The organism is Kitasatospora sp. NPDC001660, from assembly GCF_053596725.1.
This window is the reverse complement of sequence record NZ_JBSFGU010000008.1, coordinates 159,892-185,377: the sequence shown is the minus strand read 5'-3', so window position 1 is coordinate 185,377 and position 25,486 is coordinate 159,892. Positions and strand designations below refer to the sequence as shown.

General features: G+C 73.8%; 8 protein-coding genes. 6 read left to right on the top strand and 2 right to left on the bottom strand.

What is annotated here, in order from left to right; translation table 11 throughout:
* Positions 1–27 precede the first annotated feature (27 nt).
* The gene (locus ACWCXH_RS12060; protein WP_449801289.1) at positions 28–13,821 is read left to right on the top strand and encodes a scabin-related ADP-ribosyltransferase; all 13,794 of its coding nucleotides are present in this window, start codon (positions 28–30) and stop codon (positions 13,819–13,821) included.
* Positions 13,822–13,952: 131 nt separating this feature from the next.
* On the opposite strand, the gene eccD is transcribed toward ACWCXH_RS12060, so the two are convergent.
* Positions 13,953–15,335, bottom strand: coding sequence for a type VII secretion integral membrane protein EccD (gene eccD / locus ACWCXH_RS12055; RefSeq protein WP_449801288.1), 1,383 nt, complete (start codon positions 15,333–15,335; stop codon positions 13,953–13,955).
* Positions 15,336–15,528: 193 nt separating this feature from the next.
* Here eccD and eccCa point away from each other — a divergent pair, with 193 nt between their 5' ends.
* On the top strand, positions 15,529–19,464 hold the full coding sequence (gene eccCa, locus ACWCXH_RS12050; RefSeq protein WP_449801347.1) for a type VII secretion protein EccCa: 3,936 nt from the start codon (positions 15,529–15,531) through the stop codon (positions 19,462–19,464).
* A gap of 73 nt (positions 19,465–19,537) precedes the next feature.
* Complete coding sequence (locus tag ACWCXH_RS12045) at positions 19,538–22,147, top strand: hypothetical protein (RefSeq protein WP_449801287.1); 2,610 nt, start codon at positions 19,538–19,540, stop codon at positions 22,145–22,147.
* Between the two features lie 276 nt (positions 22,148–22,423).
* On the opposite strand, the gene ACWCXH_RS12040 is transcribed toward ACWCXH_RS12045, so the two are convergent.
* Positions 22,424–22,732, bottom strand: coding sequence for an immunity 53 family protein (locus ACWCXH_RS12040; protein WP_449801286.1), 309 nt, complete (start codon positions 22,730–22,732; stop codon positions 22,424–22,426).
* A 235-nt stretch (positions 22,733–22,967) separates the two neighbouring features.
* On the opposite strand from ACWCXH_RS12040, the gene ACWCXH_RS12035 reads away from it, so the two are divergent.
* From ACWCXH_RS12035 to ACWCXH_RS12025, 3 genes are all read left to right on the top strand, one after another.
* Positions 22,968–23,423: a hypothetical protein gene (locus ACWCXH_RS12035; protein ID WP_449801285.1), complete on the top strand. Its 456-nt coding sequence runs from the start codon at positions 22,968–22,970 to the stop codon at positions 23,421–23,423.
* 95 nt (positions 23,424–23,518) lie between these two features.
* A complete protein-coding gene (locus ACWCXH_RS12030) occupies positions 23,519–23,956 on the top strand; it encodes a hypothetical protein (RefSeq protein WP_449801284.1) in 438 nt (145 codons plus the stop codon).
* 64 nt (positions 23,957–24,020) lie between these two features.
* Positions 24,021–25,457, top strand: coding sequence for a hypothetical protein (locus ACWCXH_RS12025; RefSeq protein WP_449801283.1), 1,437 nt, complete (start codon positions 24,021–24,023; stop codon positions 25,455–25,457).
* Positions 25,458–25,486: the final 29 nt, after the last annotated feature.

Below are 25,486 nucleotides of genomic sequence, written 5' to 3'. Positions count from 1 at the left end.
CTCGTACCCCTCAGGAGTTCCACCGCCATGTCGATCCACATCCCGGACGGGCTCGCCAAGCTCTTCCACGGTCTGACCGGCATGGCGTGGCCGGAGGCGGACGAGGACAAACTGCGCCTCGCCGGTGACGACTACCTGCTCGTCGCCCAGGACATGCCGCAGTTGGAGGACTACATCCGGGACCTGACCGCCTATTGCCAGGAACAGGTCTCGGGCCGGACCGGCGACGGCTTCGCCGACATGGCGGCCACGCTGATCAGTATCGGTGGGGGCAGCGCCTTGGCCGAGGCCGCCGAGCAGGCCAACCAACTGGGCAAGGTCGCGCACGACACCGCCAACCAGGTCGAGTACACGAAGTGGATGATCATCGGTCAGCTCGTGCAGCTGGCCGCCGAGATCGCCTGGGCGATCGCCGCCGCCCCGTTCACCGCCGGGGCGTCGCTCGGCCAGATCGTGGCCGCCCGACTGGTCGCCGAGGGCGTGATCCGCAAGATCCTCTCCTGGCTGCTCGACCGGATCGTGATGCACACGTTCGTGAGCATCGCGGGCGGCGTGATGATGGACACGATCATCCAGCTCATCCAGATCGAGAAGGGCCACAAGAGCGAGTGGGACACCAAGTCCCTGCTCCAGGCCGTCGAGTTCGGAGCCCTCAACGGCCTCATCGGCGGGCCGCTGGGCCTGATCGGGGGCGGGCTGACCAAGCTCTTCCGGGGCGTGATCGGCAAGAGCCTGGGCAAGGAGGCCGGTCGCGTCCTCGGCGGTGACCTCGCCAAGGTCTCCAACGGGCTCGCCAAGGACAGCCTGGCCGGCGTCCTGTCCAAGGACGGGCTGCGGGCGATCGAGAACGACGCGACGAAGGCCCTCGGCACGGACCTCGGACGGACCGCCGAGAACTCCCTCGCCGACGAGGCCGGGCACAGCGCGGCAGGAGCGGCCGCCCGAGACGCCGCGAAGGGTGCCGAGAACGCCCTGGCCGAGGAGGCTGCGCACAGTGCGGCGGGAGCGGCCGCGCGGGACGGCGAGAAGTGGCTGGCGAAGGAGTCGGCGGAGGCCTTCGGCAACGACCTGGCCCAGACCATCGGCCGCTACTCCCACGACATCGCGAACGCCTTCAAGGGCGGCCTGCGCGAACTCCCCGCACAGGCGGTGGCCCGGTTCGAGAAGGACGTCGCGCAGGTCTTCGAGAAGCACTTCGGCAGCATCCTCGGCAAGGAGGAGGCCGCGGCCCTCGGCAAGGACTTCGCCCGCGCGATGGCGGAGAACGGTGGGCGCGGGGCGGCCGAGCACGAGGCGCTGCGCGACGCGATGCGGGCTGCGCTGAAGCCGGGCGAGCTGAGTTCGGAGGGCGTCGACCAGCTGCTCAAGCAGGTCCCCGGTCTGCTCGACAAGGTGGGCGGCGACACCAGGCTGTTCAAGGTGGGCATGGCGTTGGGCGGTTACCTGGGCGGCGGCGTCCAGAACGGCCTCACCGAGGGCTTCTACAACCTCACCTTCGGGCCCGACCACAAGTTCTCCGTCAGCTGGGAGAGCTTCGTCTCCGGCATGGCCATGGGCTTCGTCGGCCACATGGGACACCTGGCCGTGCACCCGCTCGTGGAGCGGTACAAGACCTGGGTCTCCGAGAAGCTGTCCGACCCGAACGACACGGGCCCCGGGACCCAGTACCTGCCCTGGAACCACCCGCTCACCATCCTCTCGGCGGTGGCCAACCTCACCGGCCGTCCCACGCCGTTCCCGGTGCCGCGCCCGAAGCCGATGCCGGTCAAGGTGGAGCACTCGGGCGAGTCGGCGCACACCGAGGTGCCGAAGGCGGGGAGCACGTCGACCGTCGGGGGCAAGGCTGCGTCGTACTCGTCCTCCGGCTCGTCGTCGTCCTCGTCGTCGGAGAAGGCCCCGATCGCGCCGGTGCCCGATTCGGTGAAGGTCCAGGGCGGCACGGAGCACCAGCAGACGTCCGGGCACGAGACCGGCGGGCAGCAGGGAGCGGTCAAGACCTCGTCGGGGGACGGGAGTTCGCCGTCCGCACCGCGGTCGAGCGAGCCCGAGGCGCCGGGGCAGGTCGCCCCGCCGGCGCGGGTCGCGACGTCGGGCTCGACAGCGCCGGAGGTGCCGAAGGAGTTGCCGGACCTCCCGAAGCCGTCGCCGGAGGTGCCGAAGCCGCTTCCGGACCTCCCGAAGAACACCCGCGTAGCCGACGTACCCGTCCTGCCGGTCGCCGAGGAGAACCCGACGGTCGGACACGTCTCCGACGTCCTCGGTCACGCGTCGGAGGACGGGACCCGTTACTCCGTCCCCGTGGACATCGGCGACAACGGCCGGCCCGTACTGGACGGCAAGGAGATCCCGCCGGAGGAGATGGCCGACCTCCTTCGCCGGCGGGAGGCAGCCGGGGAGTGGGAACCCGCGGCCCAGACCGTCGAGTTCATCGGATCCGCCGCGGGGCGCGCCGTCGACCCGCAGTACGTCCAGCACGTCGTCGACGACCTCGCCCGCTCCCCGCGCTTCGCCGACACCCAGGCTCGGACGGGGGAGAACGGCACCGGCCCTGCGGTCCGCAGCGCCGAATCCGCCGCGCGCGCAAGGGCGTTCGACGAATCCTCCGCCGACCGGCGCACCTTCGGGGACCTCCTGAGGACGTCCTCCGACGGCACCACCGGGCCGTCCGGCGAGCACGTGCCGCCGCCCGGCCTCACGAAGCTGCACGAACTCACCCCCGCCGAACGGGCGGAGGCGCTGCGCACGCTGCCCAACGAGCAGCGGCAGGCGCTGGCGCGCGACGCGGCCGTGATCGAGAGCCTGAAGAGGCTCGGCGACACCCGGGAGTTCGCGGAGACCGCCGCCCACCTGATGGTCGACGTCGACCCCCGCACCGCCGAGCCCGGACCGGCCCGCCGCGAGGCCGTGGCGCTGCTCGCGCGGATGCTGCAGGACCGCGACGTCGCGCTGCGGCTGCTGGAGGCGGAGTACCGGGTCCACATCGTGCCCAGGGACGTCCCGATCACCGATGCCGGCCCGCTCGCCCACCTGGGCGGGCGGCAGGGCCGGGGCGCCGCCTCGGCCGGCCGGAGCTGGGACTCCGTGCGCGGCGCGGGCGGCAACCACACGGTGGTGACGGAGGAGAACCTCCTCGGCGAGCGCACCACGATCGGCCCCGCCTCCAACAACTACGCGGACGGCTACTCGACGACGACCCACGAGTTCGCCCATTCGGTCCTCAACGTCCTGTCGCCGCACGACCGCGAGATCGTCCGGGACGCCTACCGGGACAAGCTGGCGGGCGGCGACCGCGTCCACTGGACGGACGGGCCGCGGCGCGGCGAGCGCGGCGACACCTACGCGTCCCGCAGCGAGCACGAGTACTTCGCGCAGCTCACCAACGCCTACCTCGGCACCAACCGCGGTCACGACCCCCACACCGGCGCGCAGCGCAACAACGGCCCCGGCTGGGTGCGGCGGAACGAGTCGCCGGAGGTGTCCGCCCTGCTGCGGCGCCTCTACGGGGACGAGCCGCTGCCCGGGCACGAGAACCGCGCCAACCCCGTGCGCCTGAACGAGGGTTACGAGGGCGTGCGGCACCTGCTGGGCGACGGCGACGCACACCTGGCCACGGAGTCCGCGCACGAGCCGCAGCCGCGGCCGGAGCACGGGGGGCCCGTCGCGGACGGGTCCGCCCTGCACATGCCGCCGCCACCGCCGTGGGCGGAGCGGCTGCCGGCCTACCAGGCGAGGGAGATGACGAGGGCTGTCCGGGACATCCGCAACCCCAAGCGGCTCCCGGCGTTCGACGAGGTGGCGAGGCGGGAGTTCGGCGACCACAAGTTCTTCGAGGTCGAGGAGAAGACGAAGGGCTACAAGGCGAACCCCGACGACACCGCCGGGGGGCGGCCGCTGAAGGGCGGTCTGTTCGCCAACTCCTTCGGGTTCGACGGGAACCGCGGGGTCGCCGTGGTGGCCGAGAGTTACAAGGCGGATCCCGAGGAGGACCCGACGGTCGCCCGGCTGTTCGCGAGCGACGCGTTCCTGGTGCAGTGGTCGGCGGCCTACCACGAGCGCAACGGTTCGGCCGCCGACGTCAAGCAGGCGCTGTTGAACCCGGAGATCCCGCTGGCGCCGACGATGCCCGAGGCGATCTTCCACCAGAACGTGTCGGGGCACGAGACCCGCGACGCACTCCACGTCGTGCTGCCGGAGAACGGCTCGCTGACCGTCCGGCCGGAGGACGACGAGGCGGCCTTCCGGACGGTGCTGGAGACGGACAACGGGCGGCAGACCGTGCGGACCGTCCTGGACCACAACACCATGAGCGGGCGGCCCGGCGGCCGCGAGTACCACGTCTCCTCGGTGACGCTGAGCCGCGACGGGGACATCTTCCAGATCCGGTTCGACCTCGCCCTCCGCGAGGTGCCGCAGGAACCCCACATGCCCCCGCCGGCGGCGCCGGTGCACACGGCTCGGCCGCCGGTGCAGGCCGAGGGTGACGCCGCCTCGTCGATCGCCTCAGTCCTGGACGGGCCGCAGCACGTCGGAGTCCCGGCGGAGCAGCCGTCCGCGCCCGGCGGCACGCTCGCCGAGCAGTACCTCGGGCACGTCCTCACGGGCTTCAATCTCGATCACTCCGGTGGCACCCTGGGAGCGGCCGGTCTCTGGGTGAAGGGCACGGACGGGGCGAACCTGGCGTGGAAGTCTCCACACCTCGTGAACGGGGAACCGAAGCGCGAGGCGCAGTCGGTCGAGCAGCAGGGTGCGGTCAAGGACGTGAGCCCCTGGTTGGCCAGGGCCGCCGAGGAGTCCGCGAACGCATGGCGGCAGGCGAGGGCCAGGGAGGTCCTGGAGGACGTCTGGGCCGCGCACGAGGCCGCGAGGACCGCACTCTCGGCCGCGAGCCGTCAGCTCGAGGCGCTCGCCGCGCACCTGCCGGAGAACCTCTCCAGGGCCGACTTCGCGGCGCACCGGGAGCGGGTCGGCCAGGCCCACCGCGACCTGGAGGCCGCCATCGAGCTCTCCAAGGCGGCCGTCGCGAAGACGAAGAAGCAGAACAACCCGATCGGCGACCTCGCGGTCGCGCCCGAGACCTTCCAGCAGGTCGGGCACCAGACGGCCCGCGTGGAGGGCCCCGCCCGGGCGATCGCCAAGATGGTCGAGGTGCTGTCGGACGACAGGACGGCCGACGGCAAGTGGACGGGCAGCTACAAGGCACTGCGCAACAACATCAACGGTGAATCGCGGGCGAAGATCGATGAGTTGACGCACAATCAAGAGGCGATGGCGCGGGACTTCCGCAGGATCGCCGCCCGAGTGGCCGGCGGCGACGAGCTCGCCTCCGACATCCTGCGGGGCCAGCGCAACGACGCCGAGGTGAACGTCATGCGCGACGTCTACCGGCAGTTGGACGAATGGGGGTTCACCGAGAAGAACGCCGCGGAGGCCCGCGGCAGCCTCGTGGTCGTCTCCTCGCAGGGGACTTGTGACAGCTGCAAGTTCGTCGTCCAGGACGTCAACACCCGCTTCCCGCACCTCGACGTCTTCGTCGCCTACGCCAAGCCGAGGCCGGAGAGGTACGGGGACGATGGGCAAGCGGAATCGCGCGACCTCTACGTCGGCACCCGGTACCTCGACGTGCCCATCGCGTACGGCTACAAGAAGCTGCACGAGACGGAGTTCATGGTCGGTGACAAGCCGGTCTACCACCTCAACCCGGTGCCCTTCCACGGTGGCGGGGACGGCGTCGTGCCGGGCCGGAGCGACGCGATCGCGGAGGCGCTGGCCACGCCGGTCGGCAACGGCGCGCACTGGCTGGCCGATCCGGCGCAGCGTGAGCTGCCGGTCGGTACGCAGCTCCGGGAGGCGCTGGGGAGGCTGCCGCACGATCCCGGTGCGTTCACCGTCGCGTACCACAGCACCCGGCCGGACGGCGTGCCCACGTGGAACGGCGAACCGGTGAGCGTGGCGGACGCGGTCGCGGCGCTCGTGAAGCTGCACGGGAAGGAGTGGCCCGAAGGTACGCCGCTGCGCTTCCTCGCGTGCCGTGCCGGGCGGGGTGGGGAGAACTCTTTCGCCGCGGCGGTGCTGCGTGGTCTTCGTGTGCAGTTGCCCGGGGCCGAGCTGCGGGTCATCGCGACCCGGGACCTGGCGGTTCTGTTGCCCGATTCCGCGCCCCGGGCGGTGGTCGGGTTCGGTTTCGACGAGCACGGCCGTCCGTCCGTCGCGAGGCCCGGTGACTGGATCGACCTGACGATGACGCCCGAGGGCGAGCTGCAGGTGGAGACGCGGCCGGAGACGTCGTCCGGCGCGCTCACGGCGGACCAGAGTCCGGTCATCCTGGGCCCGGACACGCAGTCCTCCCACGAGCAGCACCTCTCGGACCTGCTGAAGGACTTCGATCTCGATGCCGGCGGGGGCACGAACGGCGTGGCCGGCCTCTGGGTCAAGGACGGGAACGGGCAGGACCTGCACTGGAAGTCCGGGCAGCACAGGAGCGGCGCGGCGGAGGACGCCGGGGCCGGGGCCATGGAGCAGCAGAGCGCGGTCAAGCAGGTGCATCCGTGGCTGGCCAGGGCCGCCGAGGAGTCCGCTGACGCGTGGCGGCAGGCCAGAGCGAGGGAGGTGCTGGAGGACGTCGGGGCCGCTCACAAGGCGGCCGAGGCCGCACTGCGGTCCGCTCGCGAACGCCTCCAGGACCTCGCCGGTGCGCTGCCGGCGGAACCGTCCGGCGAGAGGTTCACGGCACACAAGGACGAGATCGGACTGGCCCACCACGCGTTGCAGGAAGCCGTCGGGCTCGCCAAGGAGGCCGGGAAGCGGACGAGCACGCCCGAGTCCGCGGTGGTCGGGCCCGCGGTTGACCCCGAGAACTTTCGGCGGGCGGGGGCGCAGATGACCCAGGTGGAGAGTTCCGCCCGGGCGATAGCGAAGATGTACGACGAGTTGTCGAAGTCGGATCCGTCCGCGCCCAAGTGGGCGGGCAGCTACAAGGCCCTGCTGAAGAACATCGGCGGGGACACGATGACCAGGATCGGCAACCTGGCCGAAACGCAGGGGCGGATCGCCGACGACTTCCGGCGGATCGCCGATCAGGTGACGGGCGGCGACGGGCTCGCCGCCGACGTGCTGCGGCAGCAGCGCAACGACGCCGAGGTGAACGTCATGCGCGACGTCTACCGCCAGCTGGACGAGTGGGGTTTCACGCAGAAGAACGCCTCGGAGGCCCGTGGCAGCCTCGTCGTGGTGTCCTCGCAGGGCACCTGCGACAGCTGCAAGTTCGTCGTCCAGGACGTCAACACCCGCTTCCCCCACCTCGATGTCGTCGTCGCCTACGCGAAGCCGAAGCCGGAGAGCTACACGGACGACGGCTTCCCGGAGAGCCGGCAGATCTACGTGGGTTCCCGCAAGACCGTCGTGCCGCTCTTCTACGGCTACAAGCGCGAGATGGAGACGAAGTTCGAGGCCGGGGAGAAGACGGTCTACCACGTCAACCCGATGCCCTTCCACGGTGTCGCGGACCCCGTCGTGCCGGGCCGGAGCGAGGCGATCGCGCGGGAGCTGGCCGCGCCGTTCGGCAACGGCGTGCACTGGCTGATCCACCCGGACCAGCGGGAACAGCCGGTCGGCGCCCAGCTCCGGGAGTCCCTGGCGACGCTGCCGCACGATCCCGGCACGTTCGCGCTCGCCTACCACAGCAGTCGGCCGGACGGCGCCCCCACGTGGAACGGCGAACCGGTCAGCGTGCAGGACACCGTCGCGGCGCTCGCGGAGCTGTACGGGAAGCAGTGGTCCGCGGACACGCCCCTGCGGTTCCTCGCCTGCCACGCCGGGCGCGGCGGGGAGAACTCGTTCGCGGCGCAGGTCCTGCGCGGACTCGGGGAGAAACTGCCCGGTGTCACGCTGCGCGCCGTCGCGACCGAGGACCTGGTGGCCCTGCTGCCCGGGGCCGAGCCGCGGGCGGTGGGCGGCCTCGGCTTCGACGAGACGGGCCGGCCGACCGGCATGCGGCCCGGTGAGTGGACGGAGCTGGAGCTGGCGCCCGACGGCGAGCTCAAGGTGACGATCTGCGGGGAGGCGGAGGCGGCCGCCACGCTCGGCGCGGACGAGCGGCCGCTCCTCCTCGGCCAGGACCGGGAGCACCCCCAGCAGCTCGACCACTCCCAGCAGCAGCCCACCCCGCGACACCACGACGCAGCGCACCTCCTCCCCGCGCCCGACCCGGAGACCGTCGCCCAGGTGGCGCGCGCACTGGCCGGAGGCCGCACCGAGGGCGGTGTGCACGTCCTGGCGGACCCGCTCGCGAGCCGCTCGGCGCAGGCACCGGTCGAGCGCATGCTGAACGAGATCCGCGCCGAGGAAGGGACCGTCACCCTCGGCTACCACAGCGTCACGGAGGACGGCGCACCCGGCTGGAACGGCAAGCCGCTCCCGCCGCACGAGCTGGCCGCCGCGCTGGCGGAGCTGCACGACGGCACGTCGGACCGGATGTCGCTGCGGTTCCTGGCCTGCGACGCCGGCCGCGGCCGTGAGGACTCCTACGCCGCACAGGTGCTGCGCGCGCTGCGCGAGCGGCTTCCCGGGGTAGCGCTCGACCTGCACGTCCCGGACGGCAAGCTGTGGCTGTTCCCCGGTGCGGAGGGCCCCCGCCCGGTGGTCGCCTCGCGGGTCGGCTGGGACGCCAACGGTGTTCCCCGGATCGAGGAGGGCGGGGCCTTCCTGCACCTGGAGCTGCCCGCGCACGAGGCGGGTGCGGTGCACGTCACCGGGACCGCCCCGCACCCGGACGCCCCGGCCCCGCTGACCGGGGCCACGGCCGACCACCCGATCACCGAGCAGCGGGACCTCCAGCCGCTCGGCGTCCCGCGCAAGGGGGCGCTCCACGCGACGCCGCAGCACCAGGAGCGGGCCGAGCGGTTCGAGCAGCGGCTCGGCGAGCTGGCCTACCGTCACCCGAAGGCCGTCGCCGCGGCGCGCAACGCGGTGGCGAGGCTCTACGAGGCGCTGCGGGCGGCCCATCCGGAGGTGCCCGAGGAACAGCTCTACAAGGTCTTCCTCAAGGACGACGACCAGTCGGCCGGCCAGGTCGGCGAACGGCTGAGCCTCGCCGAGTTCCGCGAGATGATGGCGACCGGCAACACGCGCGAGCTGATGACGGCCTTCTTCAACGCGGCCTACAACAAGAACTCGGGACTCGGGCTGAAGAGTGTCCTCCAGCACCTGCTGGCGCACGAGGACCCGGCGCGCGTCCGGGCGATGGGCCTGGACCAGCGGGAACTGCGCAGCCAGACGCAGTTCCTCAACGGCGGTGTGCGCGCGGTGCTGGAGAAGGTGCCGGGCCTGTCCGGGATGTTCGGCAAGGACCACTTCGGCACCGGCAACGTCATCAACCGGTCCCGGGAGCCCCTCAAGGCCGGCGCGGAGTACCTGGCCAGCCTGAACGCCCGGAAGGACCGGGCCGTCCCGCCGAACGCGCTGCGGGCCGACGAACTCGCCCAGCGGGGCATGGCACTGAGCGGCCGCGAACTGCGCTTCCAGCAGCCGAACGGCGGTCACGTGACGGCGCTGCGCTGGAAGTCGGGACGGGCCCGGTACGAGCTGAACGGCAAGGCCGACTGGTACGGCGAGACCCACCTGGAGAAGGGCATGCCGGTCACCACCGGCGTCTCCGCCACCACGGCGAAGATGATGAACGCCTTCCTCCTGCTGCGCGTCCCGCACACCGAGCCGCAGGACATGCTGCTCGCCCTGGTCGGCTGGATGCTGCCGCTGGGCGACCACTCGCTCTACGAGATCCTCCAGGGCGCACGGATGGTGGACGGCCTGCCGCCCCTCCCGGAGCACGCGCTCTCCGACGTGTCGGCGATGTACCGGCACATCCCCGGACTCCCGCAGGCGGACGTGCGCAGGGACCTGGGCGAGAACGGCATGCTGCCCCACGAGGCGGCCTACCACCACCTGGTCGGCACCGCGCGCTCCAGCGGCGGCTACTTCTCCGAGGAGAACGGCGCGGCCGGCACGAACCGGAGCCGGTTCGAACAGGCGGCGGCGAACCCGAACCACGGCGGCGACGACGTGCGGATCTGGCTGCAGCGCCACGGCCTGAGCGCCCGGGACGTGCTGGACCGGCTGACCATCGCCCACTTCGAGGCACTGGCCCTCTACACCGGGGACACCTACCCCCTGATCAACGTCGCCCTGCGGTTCGGCCCGCTCACCCGGCGCGCCGCGCTGGAGGTCCAGGTCCGGTCCATGTTGGACGGCGGCGGGACGCTCCCCGCGATCATCCGGGATGACACGGACATCAGGCAGGCGGCCGCCCTGACCGATCCGGCCCGGCGGAAGGCCGCCCTGACCGCCGCCGTCCCGGCCCTGGTCAAGCGCATGGAGAAGGAGCTGCTGGTCCACGCCGAGCTGATCGGCGAGTCGCTCGAGAAGATCCCGTCGCTCCGGGGGGACGTCTACCGCGGCGAGCGGGTGGCGGGACCGCTGGCCGGCGGCCTGGCCGGCAAGCTCTCGCCGGCCTACGGCGGAAAGACCTTCGAGAGCAGCGGCTTCCTCAGCACCAGCCGCGACGAGCGCGTCGCGGAGCGGTTCATGAACGGCGGACGCGAGCTGCCGTTCACGCACCGGGCCCTGATCCACTTCACGCTGACCGGCGGCGGCAGCGCCCACGACATCCAGCCCTTCTCCGCCGTCGGCCGCGAGGACGAGGTCCTGATCGAGCCCGGCCGCCGGTTCACGGTGGACGGCCGCCTGATCCCGTCCGGCGCCAGGGTCCCGCACGAGCGGATCGACGTCACCGAGCTCCCGCAGGACCGTCCCTTCCCGAAGACCACCGCCGAGGAGCAGGCACTCCACGGCGCGCTGGCGAGGCTCGCCAACATCCCCGAGCTGCGCACCGCGGACGACCTGTGGCCGCTGGCCCGGCACATCGGCGCCGACCACCGGCGCTCCGTCCTCGGCCGGATCGGCGACCTGCTGCCGAACGCCGCCGCCCGCCGCGAGGCGAGCCTGCACGCCTGGCACGTCGCCGGGCTCACCAGGGACCTGGCGGGCGGCACCGGAGAGCTCACCCTCGCAGGGCTCACCCGGGTCCGCCGCGCGGCCGACCTCGTCCGCGAGTCCCTCGGGCTGCCCACCGGCGGCCCGGTGACCCGGGGCCACCTGGAGGGGTACGCCCGCGAGCTGGACGGGCCGGCGCCGGGCGCGGCCACCGGGGACGGGCCGAAGCGCCTGGTCGACGTGGTCGACGTGCTCAAGCGGCCCGGACAGTCGGTGACCGCCGCCGAGCTGAAGCGGGCGTGGAGCGTCGCGAAGCTCGTCGAGGAACTCCGGGGAACCGGGCAGGAACTGACCCCGGACGCGTTCCACCAGGCGCGCCGGACGGCGAACGTCGTCCGCGAGGCGTTCGGGATGCACCCCACCCTCCCGGTCACCCGGAAGCTCGTGGAAGCGTACGTCCGGAAGCTGAACGGGTCGGCGGGGGACGTCGTCGTCACCGCGGGCGAGCTGAACCGCCTGCTCGGCCTGGTCGACTCGCTCAAGCGGCCCGGACACGCCGTGACCGCCGCCGATCTGCGCCGCGCATGGGACGGCACCGAGCCCGTCCCGAGCGGGGAGCCGGTGACCGGCGGCGCGGAGCCCGCCCCGGCCCTGGAACCGGTGGCCGCCGACGCGGGGATCTACTGGGCGGGTGACCGCCACCCCGACTGGAGCAGGCTGGAGCGGGACGTCTTCCCCTACCTCCCGAACGCGCGGGACTACCTCACCCTGGCCATGCACACCCGGAACGGCGTGCCCGTCCTGGACGGCGCGGTCGTCGCGCCGGCGGAGATCGCCGACGGCCTGCGCACGCTCCACGCCGAGGGCGCCTGGGACGGCGTCAAGCCGCTGCGGTTCATGGCCTGCGACCTCAACGCGGCCGGCCGGAGGTACGCGCAGGAGGTCATGGAGCACCTGTGGGACGCCGGCCTGACCGACGCGGTCGGCTTCGCGGCCGACGCCCCGGTCTGGTTCGCCCCGGCCCTGCGCGCCAACCACACGCGCGACCTCACCCGCGCGGGCCTGCTGGTCGCGACGGTCGCGATCGGACGGGACTCCGACGGGCGGCCCGTCATCGACCTCGACCACCACGCCTGGTACCGCCTGGCCCACGGCCGGCCGGCCGAGAACGTCGGCTCCGTCCTCGGCGGCAACCAGCAGGCCGCCGACTACGGGTACGGGGCCGAGCCGGCCGACGGCCACGAACGATCGCTGGACGGTGCCTTCAAGTTCGGCGCCGCGGGCGGGGAGGCGATGGCCGACGCGGCCGGCGTGCCGCTGCACGCGCCGAACGGGCGCACCGGCGTCACCTGGGGGGACGACGGGACCCTGTACGTGAAGTCCGGTCCGGGCGGCGAGGAGGGGGCGTTCCTGACGTTCCTTCCGGAGCACCCGGCGCCCGGGGAGCCGGCTGCCGCCGCTCCGCACGGGCCGGAGCACGCCGTCAACGGGGCGGACGGGGCGGACGCCACCGACAACAGTGGGTGGTACAGCGACAGCGACAGCGGTTCCGACGACGGCCACCCGGTCGACGAGTACGGAGACGGCGACCGGCAGGAGTGGCACCGGCCCCCGGCCGAGCTGGGCGAGGCCGCCGCGGCGGCGTTCGAGGCCCGGAACGTCACGCTGGTGGCCGGGGAGGACCTGAGGTTCGGCTTCGTCCCGCAGCCCGCGCCGGGCGAGGCCGGGCGGGACATGCCGGCGGAAGCGCTGTCGGCTGCGGCCGTGCCCGTCGACCCGGAGGCGCTGCCGGGGTCCCAGGAGGGGATCGACGTGATGTGGCGCCGGGACGACGCGCTGTTGTTCCGGTGGGAGTGGGAGCGGACGTCCGAACCGTATTCGGACGTGTTCGAGACGGGTTTCCTGCCGAAGGCACCCGACCGGTACGTGGACCTGGAGGTCTACAAGAACGAGAACCCGCCCTCGGCCTTCGTGAGCACCACGCGCTCCGACACCCACCAGAGCGCCGGGTGGGGCACGTCGCACCGCTACCTGATCGACGCGCCCGGCGGCATCGACGTCCGGGCGACCTTCGAGCACTCGCCGCTCGGGGAGGCGGAGTCGGAGGTCGCGTTCCCGGGCGGGATCGACGGGAAGTACATCGTGGGCGTCGAGCTCGTCTACGACACCGAGCTGGACCCGGCGACCGGCCGCTACGCGAGCACCGTCGAGTTCGTCCCGAACCCGTACTACTGGCCCGACCACCGGCCCGACGTGATCTTCGAGATGCTGCGCGGGCAGGAGGAGGAGCAGCCGTACGGCGGGCCGTACTTCGAGGAGCAGCGGCACGGCGGGGAACCCGGCCACGGCGCCGACGCCCCCACCGCCGAACCCCTCACCGCCGAACCCCTCACCGCCGACGACGTCTGGCAGGCGCTGTCCCTCGGCACGGCCGGGCAGCACCCGTCGTCCGGCACGGACAACTCCGCCGACGACCCGGCGATCGTCACGTACCCGGCCCCGGACCTCCCCCACGCCGCACCGGCCGGATGGCTGGACCCGGCGCTATGGGCCGGCATGTCCGGGCACCAGGCCGCCGAGCACTTCATCCGCCAGGGCGTGCGGCTGACCCCGGAACAGTTCGACGCGATGCCGCAGGACTTCCGGCTGCGTTACGCGGACCTGGAGTTCTTCGGCGCGGACGACGCCAGGCTGTGGCGCGACGCGCTCTGGCGGGACGGCCTCGGACAGATGAAGGACGACGTCGGCGGCCTGCCGGACCAGCAGTGGACCGTCTACGGACGGGTCGAACCGCCGGAGGAGGACTCCGACATGGAGTACGACGGGGACGAGTGACCGGGCCGACAGGACGGCCGCCCGGCGACGACAGTGACAGGAAGGACCGAGCACGGTGACCACATCCGAACCCGCGCCCCAACACCCCGGCCGCGTCGATCGGCCGGGGCACGGGACGGGCGGTGCGGGGCTCAGCCGCCCAGGGCGCGCAGGGAGTGGTAGAGGCCGCAGGCCTGGAGGGCCAGCGGGAGGAGGGCGAGGGCGGTCAGGGTGTGGAGGAGGTCGGCGATGCGGCCCCAGTAGGGCAGGAGGCGGCGGCCGGGGACGGTCCAGGCGGCGACCAGGAGGGCGGCGGTCAGGGCCACCAGGGCGCCGAGGAGGGCCAGGTGTTCAGAGGGGGAGGCGTCCGTGGTGAACCGGGTGAGCAGCACGGCGGCGCCGTACACGCCGGGCAGGAGGAGGACGAGGCGCTGGCGGATGCTGCCGATGGCGCGGGCGTGGAGGACGAGCAGCAGCGCGAGCGCCCCGGCTTCGGCCGGGCCGGCCCAACCGCCCGTGAACGGCAGGACGGTGAGGCAGGCCGCGCAGACGGTGCCGATCGCGGTGTAGAGCGCCATCAGGTAGTCGTCGGCGACGAGCGCGCGGGGGAGGACGGCGGTGGCCGGGACGGGATCGATGTTCTCCTGGAGCTCCTCGGCGTTGCGCGGCAGCATCGGCAGCCGCAGGCCGGAGAGCCGGAACGCCACGGACGGCACGAAGGAGCCGACCAGGACGGCGAACACCGAGACGAGGGCGACGAGTTGGTCCGCCGCGAGGCCGAACAGGAGCAGCGCCCCGGCCAGCACCCCGAGCGCGGCCACCAGCACCAGGCCGATGAACAGCGGCGCCGCGGCCCCCACCGCCGCCAGCGACAGCACGGCCGCGCCCGCCGCGGCGGAGGAGGCCGCGAGCACCCGGGCCCCGAGCAGGTCGTCGCCGCCCGGTCCGGCGGGCAGCAGCAGAGCGGCGAGCCCGAGGTACGGGACGGCGGCGGCGCCGAGCGCGGTGCCCGCGCCCGCATCGGCCATCGCGCGGGAGGCGCTGGCGGCGCCGAGGAGCAGCAGCACGGCGACGCCCGCCGCCGCGGCCTCGCGCGGGGCGGCCGGGCCCGGGAGGGCCAGCACGATCCAGCCGGCCGCGAGGGCGGCCAGGGCGAGCGCGAGGGCGAGGCGGCGGGTGAGGGCGGGGCGCCAGGTGTCGCCGCGCTCCCGCATGCCGGTGGCGACGCCGTCGACCAGGTCGTCGAAGTGCACCGGGGGCAGGGCCTCGTGACGGGCGCGCAGGTAGAGCGCATCACCGTCGTGGAGCTTGAGCGCCTCGACACTCTGCTCCTCGTCCAACGGCTCCTCGCCGAGCCGCTGGAGCACCCAGCCACCGTGCTCCAGGCCCGTCTCGGCGAGGCCGGGGCCGGCGTGGCCGATGATCGCGGGGAGCAGGTCGGCCAGGGGGACGTCGGCGGGGACGGCGAGTTCGAAGACCGCCTCCGGCGCGTGGAACCTCAATCGGCACAGTCCTGCGACGGCGCTGCTGCTCACGCCTCTCCTCGGGGTCGGGGTCCGTAGTGTTCTCCGTCTTCTCGAACGGGCCGTGCGGGAGTCGGCGTTCACGCACCCGCTGAACCCCGCGGTCACCGCCGTCCGTCAGCGTGAGAGGACGGTGGCGGAACGTGAGGAGTCCTGAGTGAGCGTGGTCCTGGTGAAGCGGACGCCCCGGCGTCCTGGGCCTGAGATGCCGGACGGCGACGTCCAGCTCCAGGAGCCGCCGGTCCTGCCCGAGAAGCAGAGCGGCATGGCGGGCATGATCGGCATGGCGCCGATGGCGCTGGGCTCACTGTCGATGGTGTTCATGTTCCTGCGCCCGGCCGGGCCCGAGGGCGGCGGCGCGCTGAGCTACGTCGCGGTCGGCATGATGGCGCTGTCCGCCGTCGGCATGCTCGTCACCCAGCTGGTCCGCGGCTCCAGCGACCGCAAGCACCAGCTGCGCGCCGAGCGCCGCGACTACCTGCGCTACCTCGCCCAGATGCGCCGCCAGGTGCGCCACTCGATCGACGCCCAGCGGCAGGCGCTGGCCTGGCGCCACCCGGCGCCCGGCGAGCTGTGGTCGCTGGTGGGCACCACCCGGCTGTGGGAACGGCGGGCCGCGCACCCGGACTTCAGCGACGTCCGGATCGGCCTGGGCTCCCAGCGACTCGCGACCCCGCTCGCCCCGCTCGCCACCAAGCCGGTCGAGGACCTGGAACCGCTGTGCGCCCACGCGCTGCGCCGCTTCATCCACGCCTACGCCACCGTCGCCGACCAGCCGATGGCGATCCACCTGCGCGGCTTCGCCCAACTCCTGCTGCGCGCCGACGATCCCGAGGCCGCCCGCGCGCTCGTGCGCGCGATGATCGCCCAACTCGCCGTCGTGCACGGTCCGGACGAGCTCCACGTCGCGGTCGTCGCCGACGCCGGGCGGCGCGCGCACTGGGAGTGGGCCAAGTGGCTGCCGCACGCCCTGCACCCGACCGACACCGACGGGGCCGGCCCGGTCCGGCTCGTCGCGGGCAGTCTCGGCGAGGTCGAGCAGCTGCTCGGCGAGGAGTTCACCGGCCGGCCCGCGTACGAGCCCGACGCCGTCCCGAGCCGCGACGAGCCGTTCACCGTCCTCGTCCTCGACGGCCCCGGCGCGCACGCCGGCAGCCGCGCCGCGCTCACCGGCTACCGCAACGCCGTCCTCGTCGACCTCGCCGACACCCTGGAGTGGCGTCCCGCCCGCACCACCCTGCGGCTGCGCATCGAGGACGGGCGGCTCGCCATGGTCGGCGCCGACCGCAACCGCAAGGACGTCGTCACCGACCTCGGCCGCCCCGACGCCCTTGCCCTGCCCGCCGCCACCCGGCTCGCCGCCCAACTCGCCCGCTACCGCATCGCCGACGGCGTCGACGTCGCCGAGCCGATGGCCACCGACTTCGACCTGACCGCCCTGCTCGGCATCCCCGACCTGCACGCCCACGACGTCGAGGCGCTGTGGGCCCAGCGCGGCATCCCGCAGCGCCTGCGCGTGCCGCTCGGCCTCGGACCGGACGGTCGGCCCGTCGACCTCGACCTCAAGGAGTCCGCGCAGGGCGGTATGGGCCCGCACGGCATGCTGATCGGCGCCACCGGCTCCGGCAAGTCCGAACTGCTGCGCACGCTCGTCCTCGCGCTCGCCGTCACCCACTCCTCCGAGGTGCTCAACTTCGTCCTCGTCGACTTCAAGGGCGGCGCGACCTTCCTCGGCCTCGACACCCTGCCGCACACCTCCGCCGTCATCACGAACCTCGCCGACGAGGCGTCGCTGGTGGACCGCATGCGCGACGCCCTGCACGGCGAACTCGTGCGCCGCCAGGAGCTGTTGCGCGTCGCCGGGCACGCGTCGCTGCTCGACTACGAGACGGCGCGGGAAGGCGGCGCGGCGCTGCGGCCGCTGCCCACCCTGTTCGTCGTCGTTGACGAGTTCAGTGAACTGCTCTCCGCCCACCGGGACTTCATGGAGCTGTTCGTGATGATCGGGCGGCTCGGCCGCTCGCTCGGCGTCCATCTCCTGCTCGCTTCGCAGCGGTTGGACGAGGGCCGGATGAGCGCGCTCGAATCCCACCTGTCCTACCGGATCGGCCTGCGCACCTTCTCCGCGATGGAGAGCCGGGGCGTCCTCGGCGTCCCCGACGCCTACCAGCTGCCCTCCCAGCCCGGCAACGGCTTCCTGCGCAGCGACATCTCCACCCTGACCCGCTTCAAGGCCGCCTACGTCTCGGGACCGTACCGGCCCAAGCGGCGCGCCGCCCAGCAGGCCGTCGTCGCCGGGCAGGTCGTCCGGTACGGCACCGAGTACGTGAGGCAACGTCAGATCCCTCTTGTGGAAGCCGAGGTGGAGGAGAAGGCGGTGTCGACCGGCTCCCTGCTGGAGATCGCCGCCGACCGCCTGCGCGACGCCGGGCCGCCCGCCCACCGCGTCTGGCTGCCGCCCCTCGGCATCCCGCCCACCCTCGACGAACTCCTGCCCCCGCTCGTCCCGCACCCCGACCGCGGCCTCACCACCGAGGACGAAAGCGCGCACGGCGCCCTCGGCCTGCCCGTCGGCGTCATCGACCGCCCCTTCCAGCAACTGCGCGACCTGCTCACCGCCGACCTCTCCGGCGCCGGCGGCCACATCGGCATCGCCGGCGCCCCGCAGAGCGGCAAGAGCAACCTGCTGCGCACCCTCGTCACCGGCCTCGCCCTCACCCACACCCCGCGCGAGGTCCAGTTCTACTGCCTCGACTTCGGCGGCGGCACCCTCTCAGCCCTGCGCGGCCTGCCGCACGTCGGCGGCGTCACCGGGCGCCACGACGGCGAACGGGTGCTGCGCACCATCGCCGAGGTCAACGGCATCATCACCCGGCGCGAGAAGTACTTCGCCGAACTCGGCATCGACTCCGTCGCCGCCTTCCGCCGCCGCAAGGCGGCCGGCGAACTCCCGGACGACCCGCACGGCGACGTCTTCCTCGTCATCGACGGCTGGAACACCCTGCGCCAGGAGTTCAACGACCTCGTCCAGCCACTCACCCTCATCTCCCAGCGCGGTATCAACTACGGCGTCCACCTGGTCATCGCCACCACCCGCTGGGGCGAGATCACCGGCGGCCTGCGCGACCAGCTGCAGACCCGCTTCGAACTGCGCCTCGGCGACTCCGTCGACTCCGTCATCAACATGCGCGCCGCCGCCAAGGTGCCCAAGCTCCCCGGCCGCGGCCTCACCGACGAGCAGCTGCACTTCCTCACCGCCCTGCCCCGGATCGACGGCTCCGGCCGCGCCGACGACCTCGGCGAGGGCGTCGCGGACCTCGTCGACGCCGTCGCCGCGCACTGGACCGGCCCCCGCGCCCCCGAGGTGCGGATGCTGCCGCTCAGCCTCGACGCCGCCGAACTCCCGGCGCCGCAAGGGAGGTTGCGGGTGGCCATCGGCCTGGAGGACACCGAGGTCGCGCCGCTGTGGCACGACTTCGAGGAGAACCCGCACCTGCTCGTCGTCGGCGACAGCGAATCCGGCAAGACCAACCTGCTCGAACTCGTGATCCGCGGCATCACCAGCACCTACACGCCCGCCGAGGCGCGCATCATGCTCGTCGACTTCCGGCGCGGCCTCTACGACGCCGTCCCGGAGGAGTACCGGCTCGGCTACGCGGTCGCCGTCGACAAGCTCCGCCAGATCGTCGACGGGGCGTCGCGCGCGATGAAGAACCGCATCCCGCCCGCCGACATCACCCCCGCCCGCCTCAAGCTGCGGGACTGGTGGGAGGGGCCCGAACTCTTCATCCTCGTCGACGACTACGACCTCGTCGGCGCCGGAACCGGGGCCCACCCGTTCGCCGCCCTCCTCGACGACCTCGCCCAGGGCGCGGAGATCGGCCTCCACCTCGTCGTCGTCCGCGGCGCCAACGGCATCGCACGGGCCATGGGCGACCCGCTGGTCCGCAAGCTCCAGGAGGTCAACTCGCCGACGCTGCTGTTCTCCTGCCCCCCGTCCGAGGGATACCTGTTCGGCAACCTCAAGCCGAGGGAGTTCCCGGCGGGGCGCGGGCTGTACATCACGCGGCGACGGACGGTTCAGGTGCAGACCGGCCGCCTGACGGGGTCGGGCGGCCCGGGCGGGGAGCTGGGCGCGTAGTGGTCGGCGGAGGGTCGGCGGGGGTGGACAGCGGTCGGCTGTCCGACGTGGGTGGGTGGATGGGGGTCGATCGATGAGCCAGGTGACGACGGAGGACGTCGAACGTTCGACGTTGCGTGGGTTGGGGCCGCACTTCGTGATCGCGCCGCCGGGTGCGGAGGCGGCGGGGTTGGCGGCGGCCCTGGCGCCGGTGCAGGCCGAGGCACACAGCCTGCTGGTCCTCGCGGCGGCCGAGGACGCGGCGCCCGTGCTGCGTGCGTCGCTGCCCGAACTGACGCGTGCGGCCTTCGGGTCGGGCGCGGACACGCTCGTCCTCGCGGCCTCCGGCCTCGCCGCGCCGGGGCCGGACGGTCGCCGGCCGGCCGAACGTCTTGCCGGGCGCGCCGGGTTGACGGTCGTCGCGCCGGACGCGGTGGTGTCCGTCGAGTCCGACGGCACCCTGCGGGCCGTGGGTGGCTCCTGGTGGCGCTGTCGGCAGGGCGGCGGACAGGCGGAGGCCCTGGGCGAGCGGTGGCCCGCAGCGGCGACGCTCACGCCGCTGGCCGGGGGCGGGTTCTGGGCGACGTCCGGGACACCTGTGGGGCGGCCCGCGATCCTCGACCACGCCTCGGGGCGGGAGGGCGCCGTCGTGCTCGTGATCGGCGAGCCGTCGGGGAGGCTGCCTTCGGGTGTCCAACTCGTACCCGCGGCAGCGGAGTCGATGACGGCGGCGAGCCCGGACTCGATGCTGCTGCTCAGCGCCCCGTGGGCCGAGCCGATCGAACTCGTCGAGCTGGCCGCGGTCGTGGCCGCCTCGCTCCGGTACGAGGTGCGGGCCGCGATCGGCCTGCCCGTCCGCGACGGCGCCGGGCACCGCCACGTACACGTGGCGCCCGACGGGACGGCCGGCTGGGAGCCGTACCTGACCGAACTGGCCGCCTGCCCGGTCGAACGCAAGGTCACCGCCGTCGGCTGGCGCGGCCGCCCCGACGCCCCCACCGCCCCCGGACCCGCCCGCTACCCCGCCTTCCCCGGCTGGGAACTGGAGGCCGTCGCGGCCGGCCTGTGGCTCCGCCCCACCGGCACCACCAACCGCGGCCCCCGCATGCGCCGCCCCGACCCCGCCCGCCCCTTCCTCGTCGTCGGCACCCCGGGCCGCCCGGTCACCGAGGACACCTGGGCCCGCCTCGGCGACGCCCTCGCCACCCTCCCGTCCGCGCCCCGGCTCGGCCTGGTGGTGGCGGGCACCATGGACGCGGAGTCGCAGACGGTGGGCCGCTTCTGCGCCCGGCTCCACGGGATGGACTGGCTGGGGCCGGAGCCCCTGTGGCCCGCCCCGGGGGCGGGGGCGTCCGTCCCGGCGCCGGATCGTGCGGCCCTCGGCACGCCGGCGCCGGGGTTGCCGCACGGGCATGGGGAGCCGGCGGCGTCGGCTCCCGTTCCCGTTGGGGCGGCGGCCGGGCCTTGTGCCGTCGGCGGGACGGCGCCGGAGCCCGGCCTTCCGCCGGCCGCTGCCGGGACGCCGGAGGCGTCGGCTTCGACGGTGGACACGAATCCGGCGCCGGATGGGCCTCCCGCACCCGTCGAGGATCCGTCGGCGTTCCACAGCGGCGATGCGGCCACGGTGGCAGAAGTCGACGGGACCGACTTCTCGGTACCTGCCCCGCCGAAGACGCCGGATCGGGGCGCTGCCGAGGCGTCCCCGGCACGCCCGGAGGCCGCAGCCCCGGAGGGCGAGGAGCCGCCCGAGACCGCTCCCGAGCCCGTACCCGCGCCGACTCCGGTCTCCGCCGTCGGTGGCCTGAGAGACGGCGCGTCGCCGTCTGCCACCAGCGGAGCCGCCGTACCGGACACGGACGGCGGCGCGATCGCGCAGCGCGCGGGCGGGGCCGTCGCCGGGCCGAGGCCGGGTGAGCCGTCGTCGGGCCGGGCGGACGAACCGTCCACCCCGACCGCCGCAGCCCCTCCCCAGCCCGCCGAAGCCCCGACCCCGGCACGGGACCGCGCCGCCCTCGTCGCCCTCCTCGGGTCCGCGTACCCGCGCCTCGCGCGCCGCGCCGAGGACGCGTCGCCCAGGCTGCCGGGTCTGCGCCCGCAGGCCGCCGGGGGCGACCCAGGGCCGGAGCTCGTCGCGGTCCTGGTGCACCACACGGAGTCCGCGCTCCCCGTCGCCCGCGAGGACCTCGTCGCGGCGGCCCGGACGGGGGTGCCCGGTCCGCTGGGGTCGTACCTGCGGTGCCTCACAGCCGGGTTGCGGCGGCTCCCGAGCCACTACGGCGGCGTGCTGCTCGCGGCCCCTGCCGACGGATGCGACCTGGCGCGCTTCACGCCCGGTGCGGTCTTCACCGAGCGGGCGCCGGTGAGCGGGCTGGCCGCGGTGGGTGCCGATCTCGGGGAGGACGCGGGGGTGGAGTTCGCGGTGTGGTCCGTCGGCGGGCGGCGCTGCTCGGCGTTCGGCGAGCCGGGCGAGCCGGCGGCGGTGGTGTTCGCACCGGGGACGGGCTTCGAGGTGGTGGCCGTCGACGAGCCGGACCGGGCCGCCGGGGTCCCCGCCCGTGTGCTGCTCCACGAGGTGGGGAGCATCCGTCCGGCCCCCGACCGTCTCCGCACGTGGCTCGCCCGCCGGGACGCCATCGCCCCGGCCGACCGCGTCCGCCCGCCCCACCCGGCGCACTACCGCCTGGACTTGGGGGCGGGGGGCTGACCCTGGAACTGCGTGGGTTCGGCGGGCCGGAGCCCGCGCCACTGCCGGCGATGGCTCACCTCGGCGTGCTGATTCCGACCGCGCGTCCAGCACTGCCCGGAGCGCTGTTGCCGTCGTCGGCGGCAAGCACGGCAAGATCCATCGGCCCCGTGGCGGCCACGGGACCTCTCTGGGCAGGAAGACCCGGGTGATCCTTGCCCACGGCCAGGGGCTACGCCACCGGACAGCGCCGGTGACGGCGTCCTGATCCGGTCATTTCGTGAGGAGCTCCACGGCTCAGGGAGTATTGGCGGTCGCCCACGAACGGAACAGTGTGAGGGTCTCGGTGAGGTTGGCGGGCCCGCACCTGGCGTGGAACTGCTTCTCGGAGGTCCATACCCACACCCAGTCCTGCGTAATGCGGTTGACGTCCTGCCGGGGGTGCTCGCAGTCCTCCAGGTCCGTCTCCTCCAGGTCGATCGTGACGGTCCAACCGAGGTTGTCGAGCGTGGCGACCGTCACGCCCCACTCGTGTTCCCAGTCCTCGTTGCACTGATCGGCGTACCAGGCCTGAAGCCAGTCGAGGACATGCTCCGAATCGCTCATGGCAGGACATGGCATTGCTGCGGCCCGGGCACCCGACGCCGGCCGGTCACGCCGCGCACGCGGAGGCCTGGCTGCGCCCGGTCGCGCGATCAGGGCACGTTCCGTCGAACCGGATTGCGCACCGGGCAGGTTGAACCCGTTCCGGTGGGGCCTGCGTCAGCACTTGTGAGGGGCCGACGTGTTCACCCGTCCCCGGTCGATCCCCGTGTCTCTTCCCTGGAGCAATGGAGCAATCATGAAGAAGATCAAGGCCGTTGCGGCCTCCGTGGCCGCGCTCGCCGCCCTCGCCGTCGGCGCGGCGCCCGCGAGTGCGGCGGGCACGGGCGGCGGCGGCATGGGTTCGGGCGGCAGTGGTGTGGGCACGTGCAGCAGCAAGGTGTGGGAGGGCAAGTTCCTCTGCGGCGGCGCGTACGGGGACGGCACGGCGACGTACTACTTCCGTGACGGCCGTCAGGAGGTGTTCGTCATCGGCACCGACCACGCGGTGTGGACGCGTTGGACCACCGACAGGGCCGGCCACAAGAGCGGCTGGCTCTCCATGGGCGGCATCCTGGCGGGCCCGGTCGGCATCCTCGCCTCGGACATGGGGTTCGGCAACTTCGAGATCGGCGCGATCGGCTCCGACGGGCACATCTGGGCGCGTGCCCGTGACACCAACGGCAACTGGACCGGGTGGGCCTCGGTCTCGTAGTCGGTCCCGGCTGAACCTTCCGCCGTCGGCCGGCCGTCGGAGAGGACGTGGGCCCCGGTGCGGAACGTGCCGGACGTGCGGGAGGAGTGCCGAAGGTGAACGAGGCGGAGCGGGACGGGTTCAGGCTCGCGGCGGTCTTCGACGCCGTGGATCCGGTGATGGGCCCTGGGTTCGCGCCCAGCCGGCTCCGGCTGGCGGAGGGGCCGGAGCGGCGGACCGTGGTGCGCTACCTGCGGGGCGGGGCGGCCGTGTTGCTCACGCCGACGCTGATGGACGACGTGGTCGATCCGGAGCGGCGCGGCGTGGTGCCGCTCGGCTTCCGGACGGACGGGCAGTGGATCTGGACCGACACGGTGACCTACTACCTGGAGACGCACGGCGTGGCGCCCGAGCCGAGCCTGCTCGCGCACGTCCGGGCACAGGGGGACGGCCCGTGCGTCCGGCCAGGCCGGGAGGTGCTGGAGCGGGCCGCGGCGTTCGTCCTGGCGCCGCCGGAGCCGGAGCGGGCCGCGGTGTGGGCGGTCGGGCAGTAGCGGACTGAACGCGAGCGGGGGCGCCGTCCGTCGGTGCTTGTAGGAGTGGCGTCGAGTGCAGGGGATGAGCGTGGGCGAGGAGAAGCGCGGCGAGGGGGGCCAGGGTTCGCCCGGGTTCCACCTTCCCGTGGTCAACTGGGCCGTGGCGGTCGAGGCGGAGGGTGTGGACGAGACGGCCGAGATCGGTCCGGCTCTCTCCGAGCCGGGTTCGCGCGGCGCGGTGGGGTCCGCGCCGGAGGTGCCGGCCGGGACCGCGCCCGCCCCGCCGCCGGCACCGCCGGGGTCCGACCCCCTGGTCGAGGCCGAGACGGCCGCCGCCACGCCGGAGGCGCTCGCGGAGGCGGCCGTGGCGGACCGTGAGGGCGCCACGGCCGCCGCCAACGGCCCCCGCCCTGGCCGGGTATCGCGTCCGATGGTCGCGGCCGCCGTCGCCGTGGGCCTGGTGCTGGTGGGCACGTCCGTCGTGGTGACGCAGCTGGGCGGGGGCGATCCGAAGCACGGTCCCGCGCAGGCGGACAACCCGCCCGGGTACGGGCAGGGCGGCGGCGACGGCGGCAACGGGTACGTGCCGGGCACCGACGGCAACAACGGTGGCAACGGCAGCGGCGGCAACGGCGCGGCGCCCGGAGACCCGGGCGCACCCGGCGGCACCGCACCGGGTGTCGCGGGGCCCCTCGGCGACCCCGCCGCGGCCGCGCCGAGCACGGACGCCGGTCAGCCGCCCGCCCCCGGCCGGCCGGCCGGGGCCCCTGCGGCCGGCGTGCCCGGGGCCGGTGGCGCGCCCGCGCCCCGGCAGCTCGGCACGGTGAACCAGGGCGGCGGCAACTCGGCTGCCACGACGGGTGGTTCGTCGGGCGGCGGCTCCGGCGGCAACGCCCCGCAGCAGCCCGCGCCGGGGGCCGCGAAGCCCGCCGTCCCGGGCCCGCAGCAGCCCGCGCCGCAGCAGCCCGCGCCCCAGCAACCGGCCCCGCAGCAGCCCGTCCCGCCCGCGAAGCCCGCCGACCCGCCGCCCGTGGTGACGGTCCTCGGCCCGGGGTGCAGCGGCAAGGGCTCCTACCGGGAGAACGGCCGGTTCAGCAAGGGCATCGAGGGCTGGATCAGCAACTCCGGCGGCTGGAGCGGGGACGGCTGCAACGGGAGCTACACCTCGGTCCCGATGTACGGCGACGCCTCGAAGGACGACCCCTCCGCCTCGGTGGTGTGGACGTTCACCGTGGGAAACGTCAGCACCTGCGCCCTGTCCGTCTACGTCCCCGCGAGCGGCGACGTGACGAAGGTCGGCGGCCACCCGACGTACTACACGGTGCAGAGCGGCGGATCGGGCCGGTCCTTCATCGTCAACCAAACCTCCAGCCAAGGAAGTTGGGTGGACGTGGGCAGCTTCGCCTACAGCGGCGGCTCGCTGGCCGTCACCCTCCACACCCGCGGCGTGGACTGGGGCGGCGGAGTGTCCCACGCCCACCACGCGGCGAGCGCGATCCGCGCCACCTGCACCTCCTGAGCTCCTCCACCTCCTGAGCCCCTCAACCT

Bases quoted from the DNA above. Each gene is read 5' to 3' on its own strand.
- ACWCXH_RS12035 (WP_449801285.1), top strand. From the start codon at position 22,968: ATGAAGAAGATCAAGGCCGTTGCGGCCTCCGTGGCCGCGCTCGCCGCC.
- ACWCXH_RS12040 (WP_449801286.1), bottom strand. From the start codon at position 22,732: ATGAGCGATTCGGAGCATGTCCTCGACTGGCTTCAGGCCTGGTACGCC.
- ACWCXH_RS12060 (WP_449801289.1), top strand. From the start codon at position 28: ATGTCGATCCACATCCCGGACGGGCTCGCCAAGCTCTTCCACGGTCTG.
- eccCa (WP_449801347.1), top strand. From the start codon at position 15,529: ATGCCGGACGGCGACGTCCAGCTCCAGGAGCCGCCGGTCCTGCCCGAG.
- ACWCXH_RS12045 (WP_449801287.1), top strand. From the start codon at position 19,538: ATGAGCCAGGTGACGACGGAGGACGTCGAACGTTCGACGTTGCGTGGG.
- ACWCXH_RS12025 (WP_449801283.1), top strand. From the start codon at position 24,021: ATGAGCGTGGGCGAGGAGAAGCGCGGCGAGGGGGGCCAGGGTTCGCCC.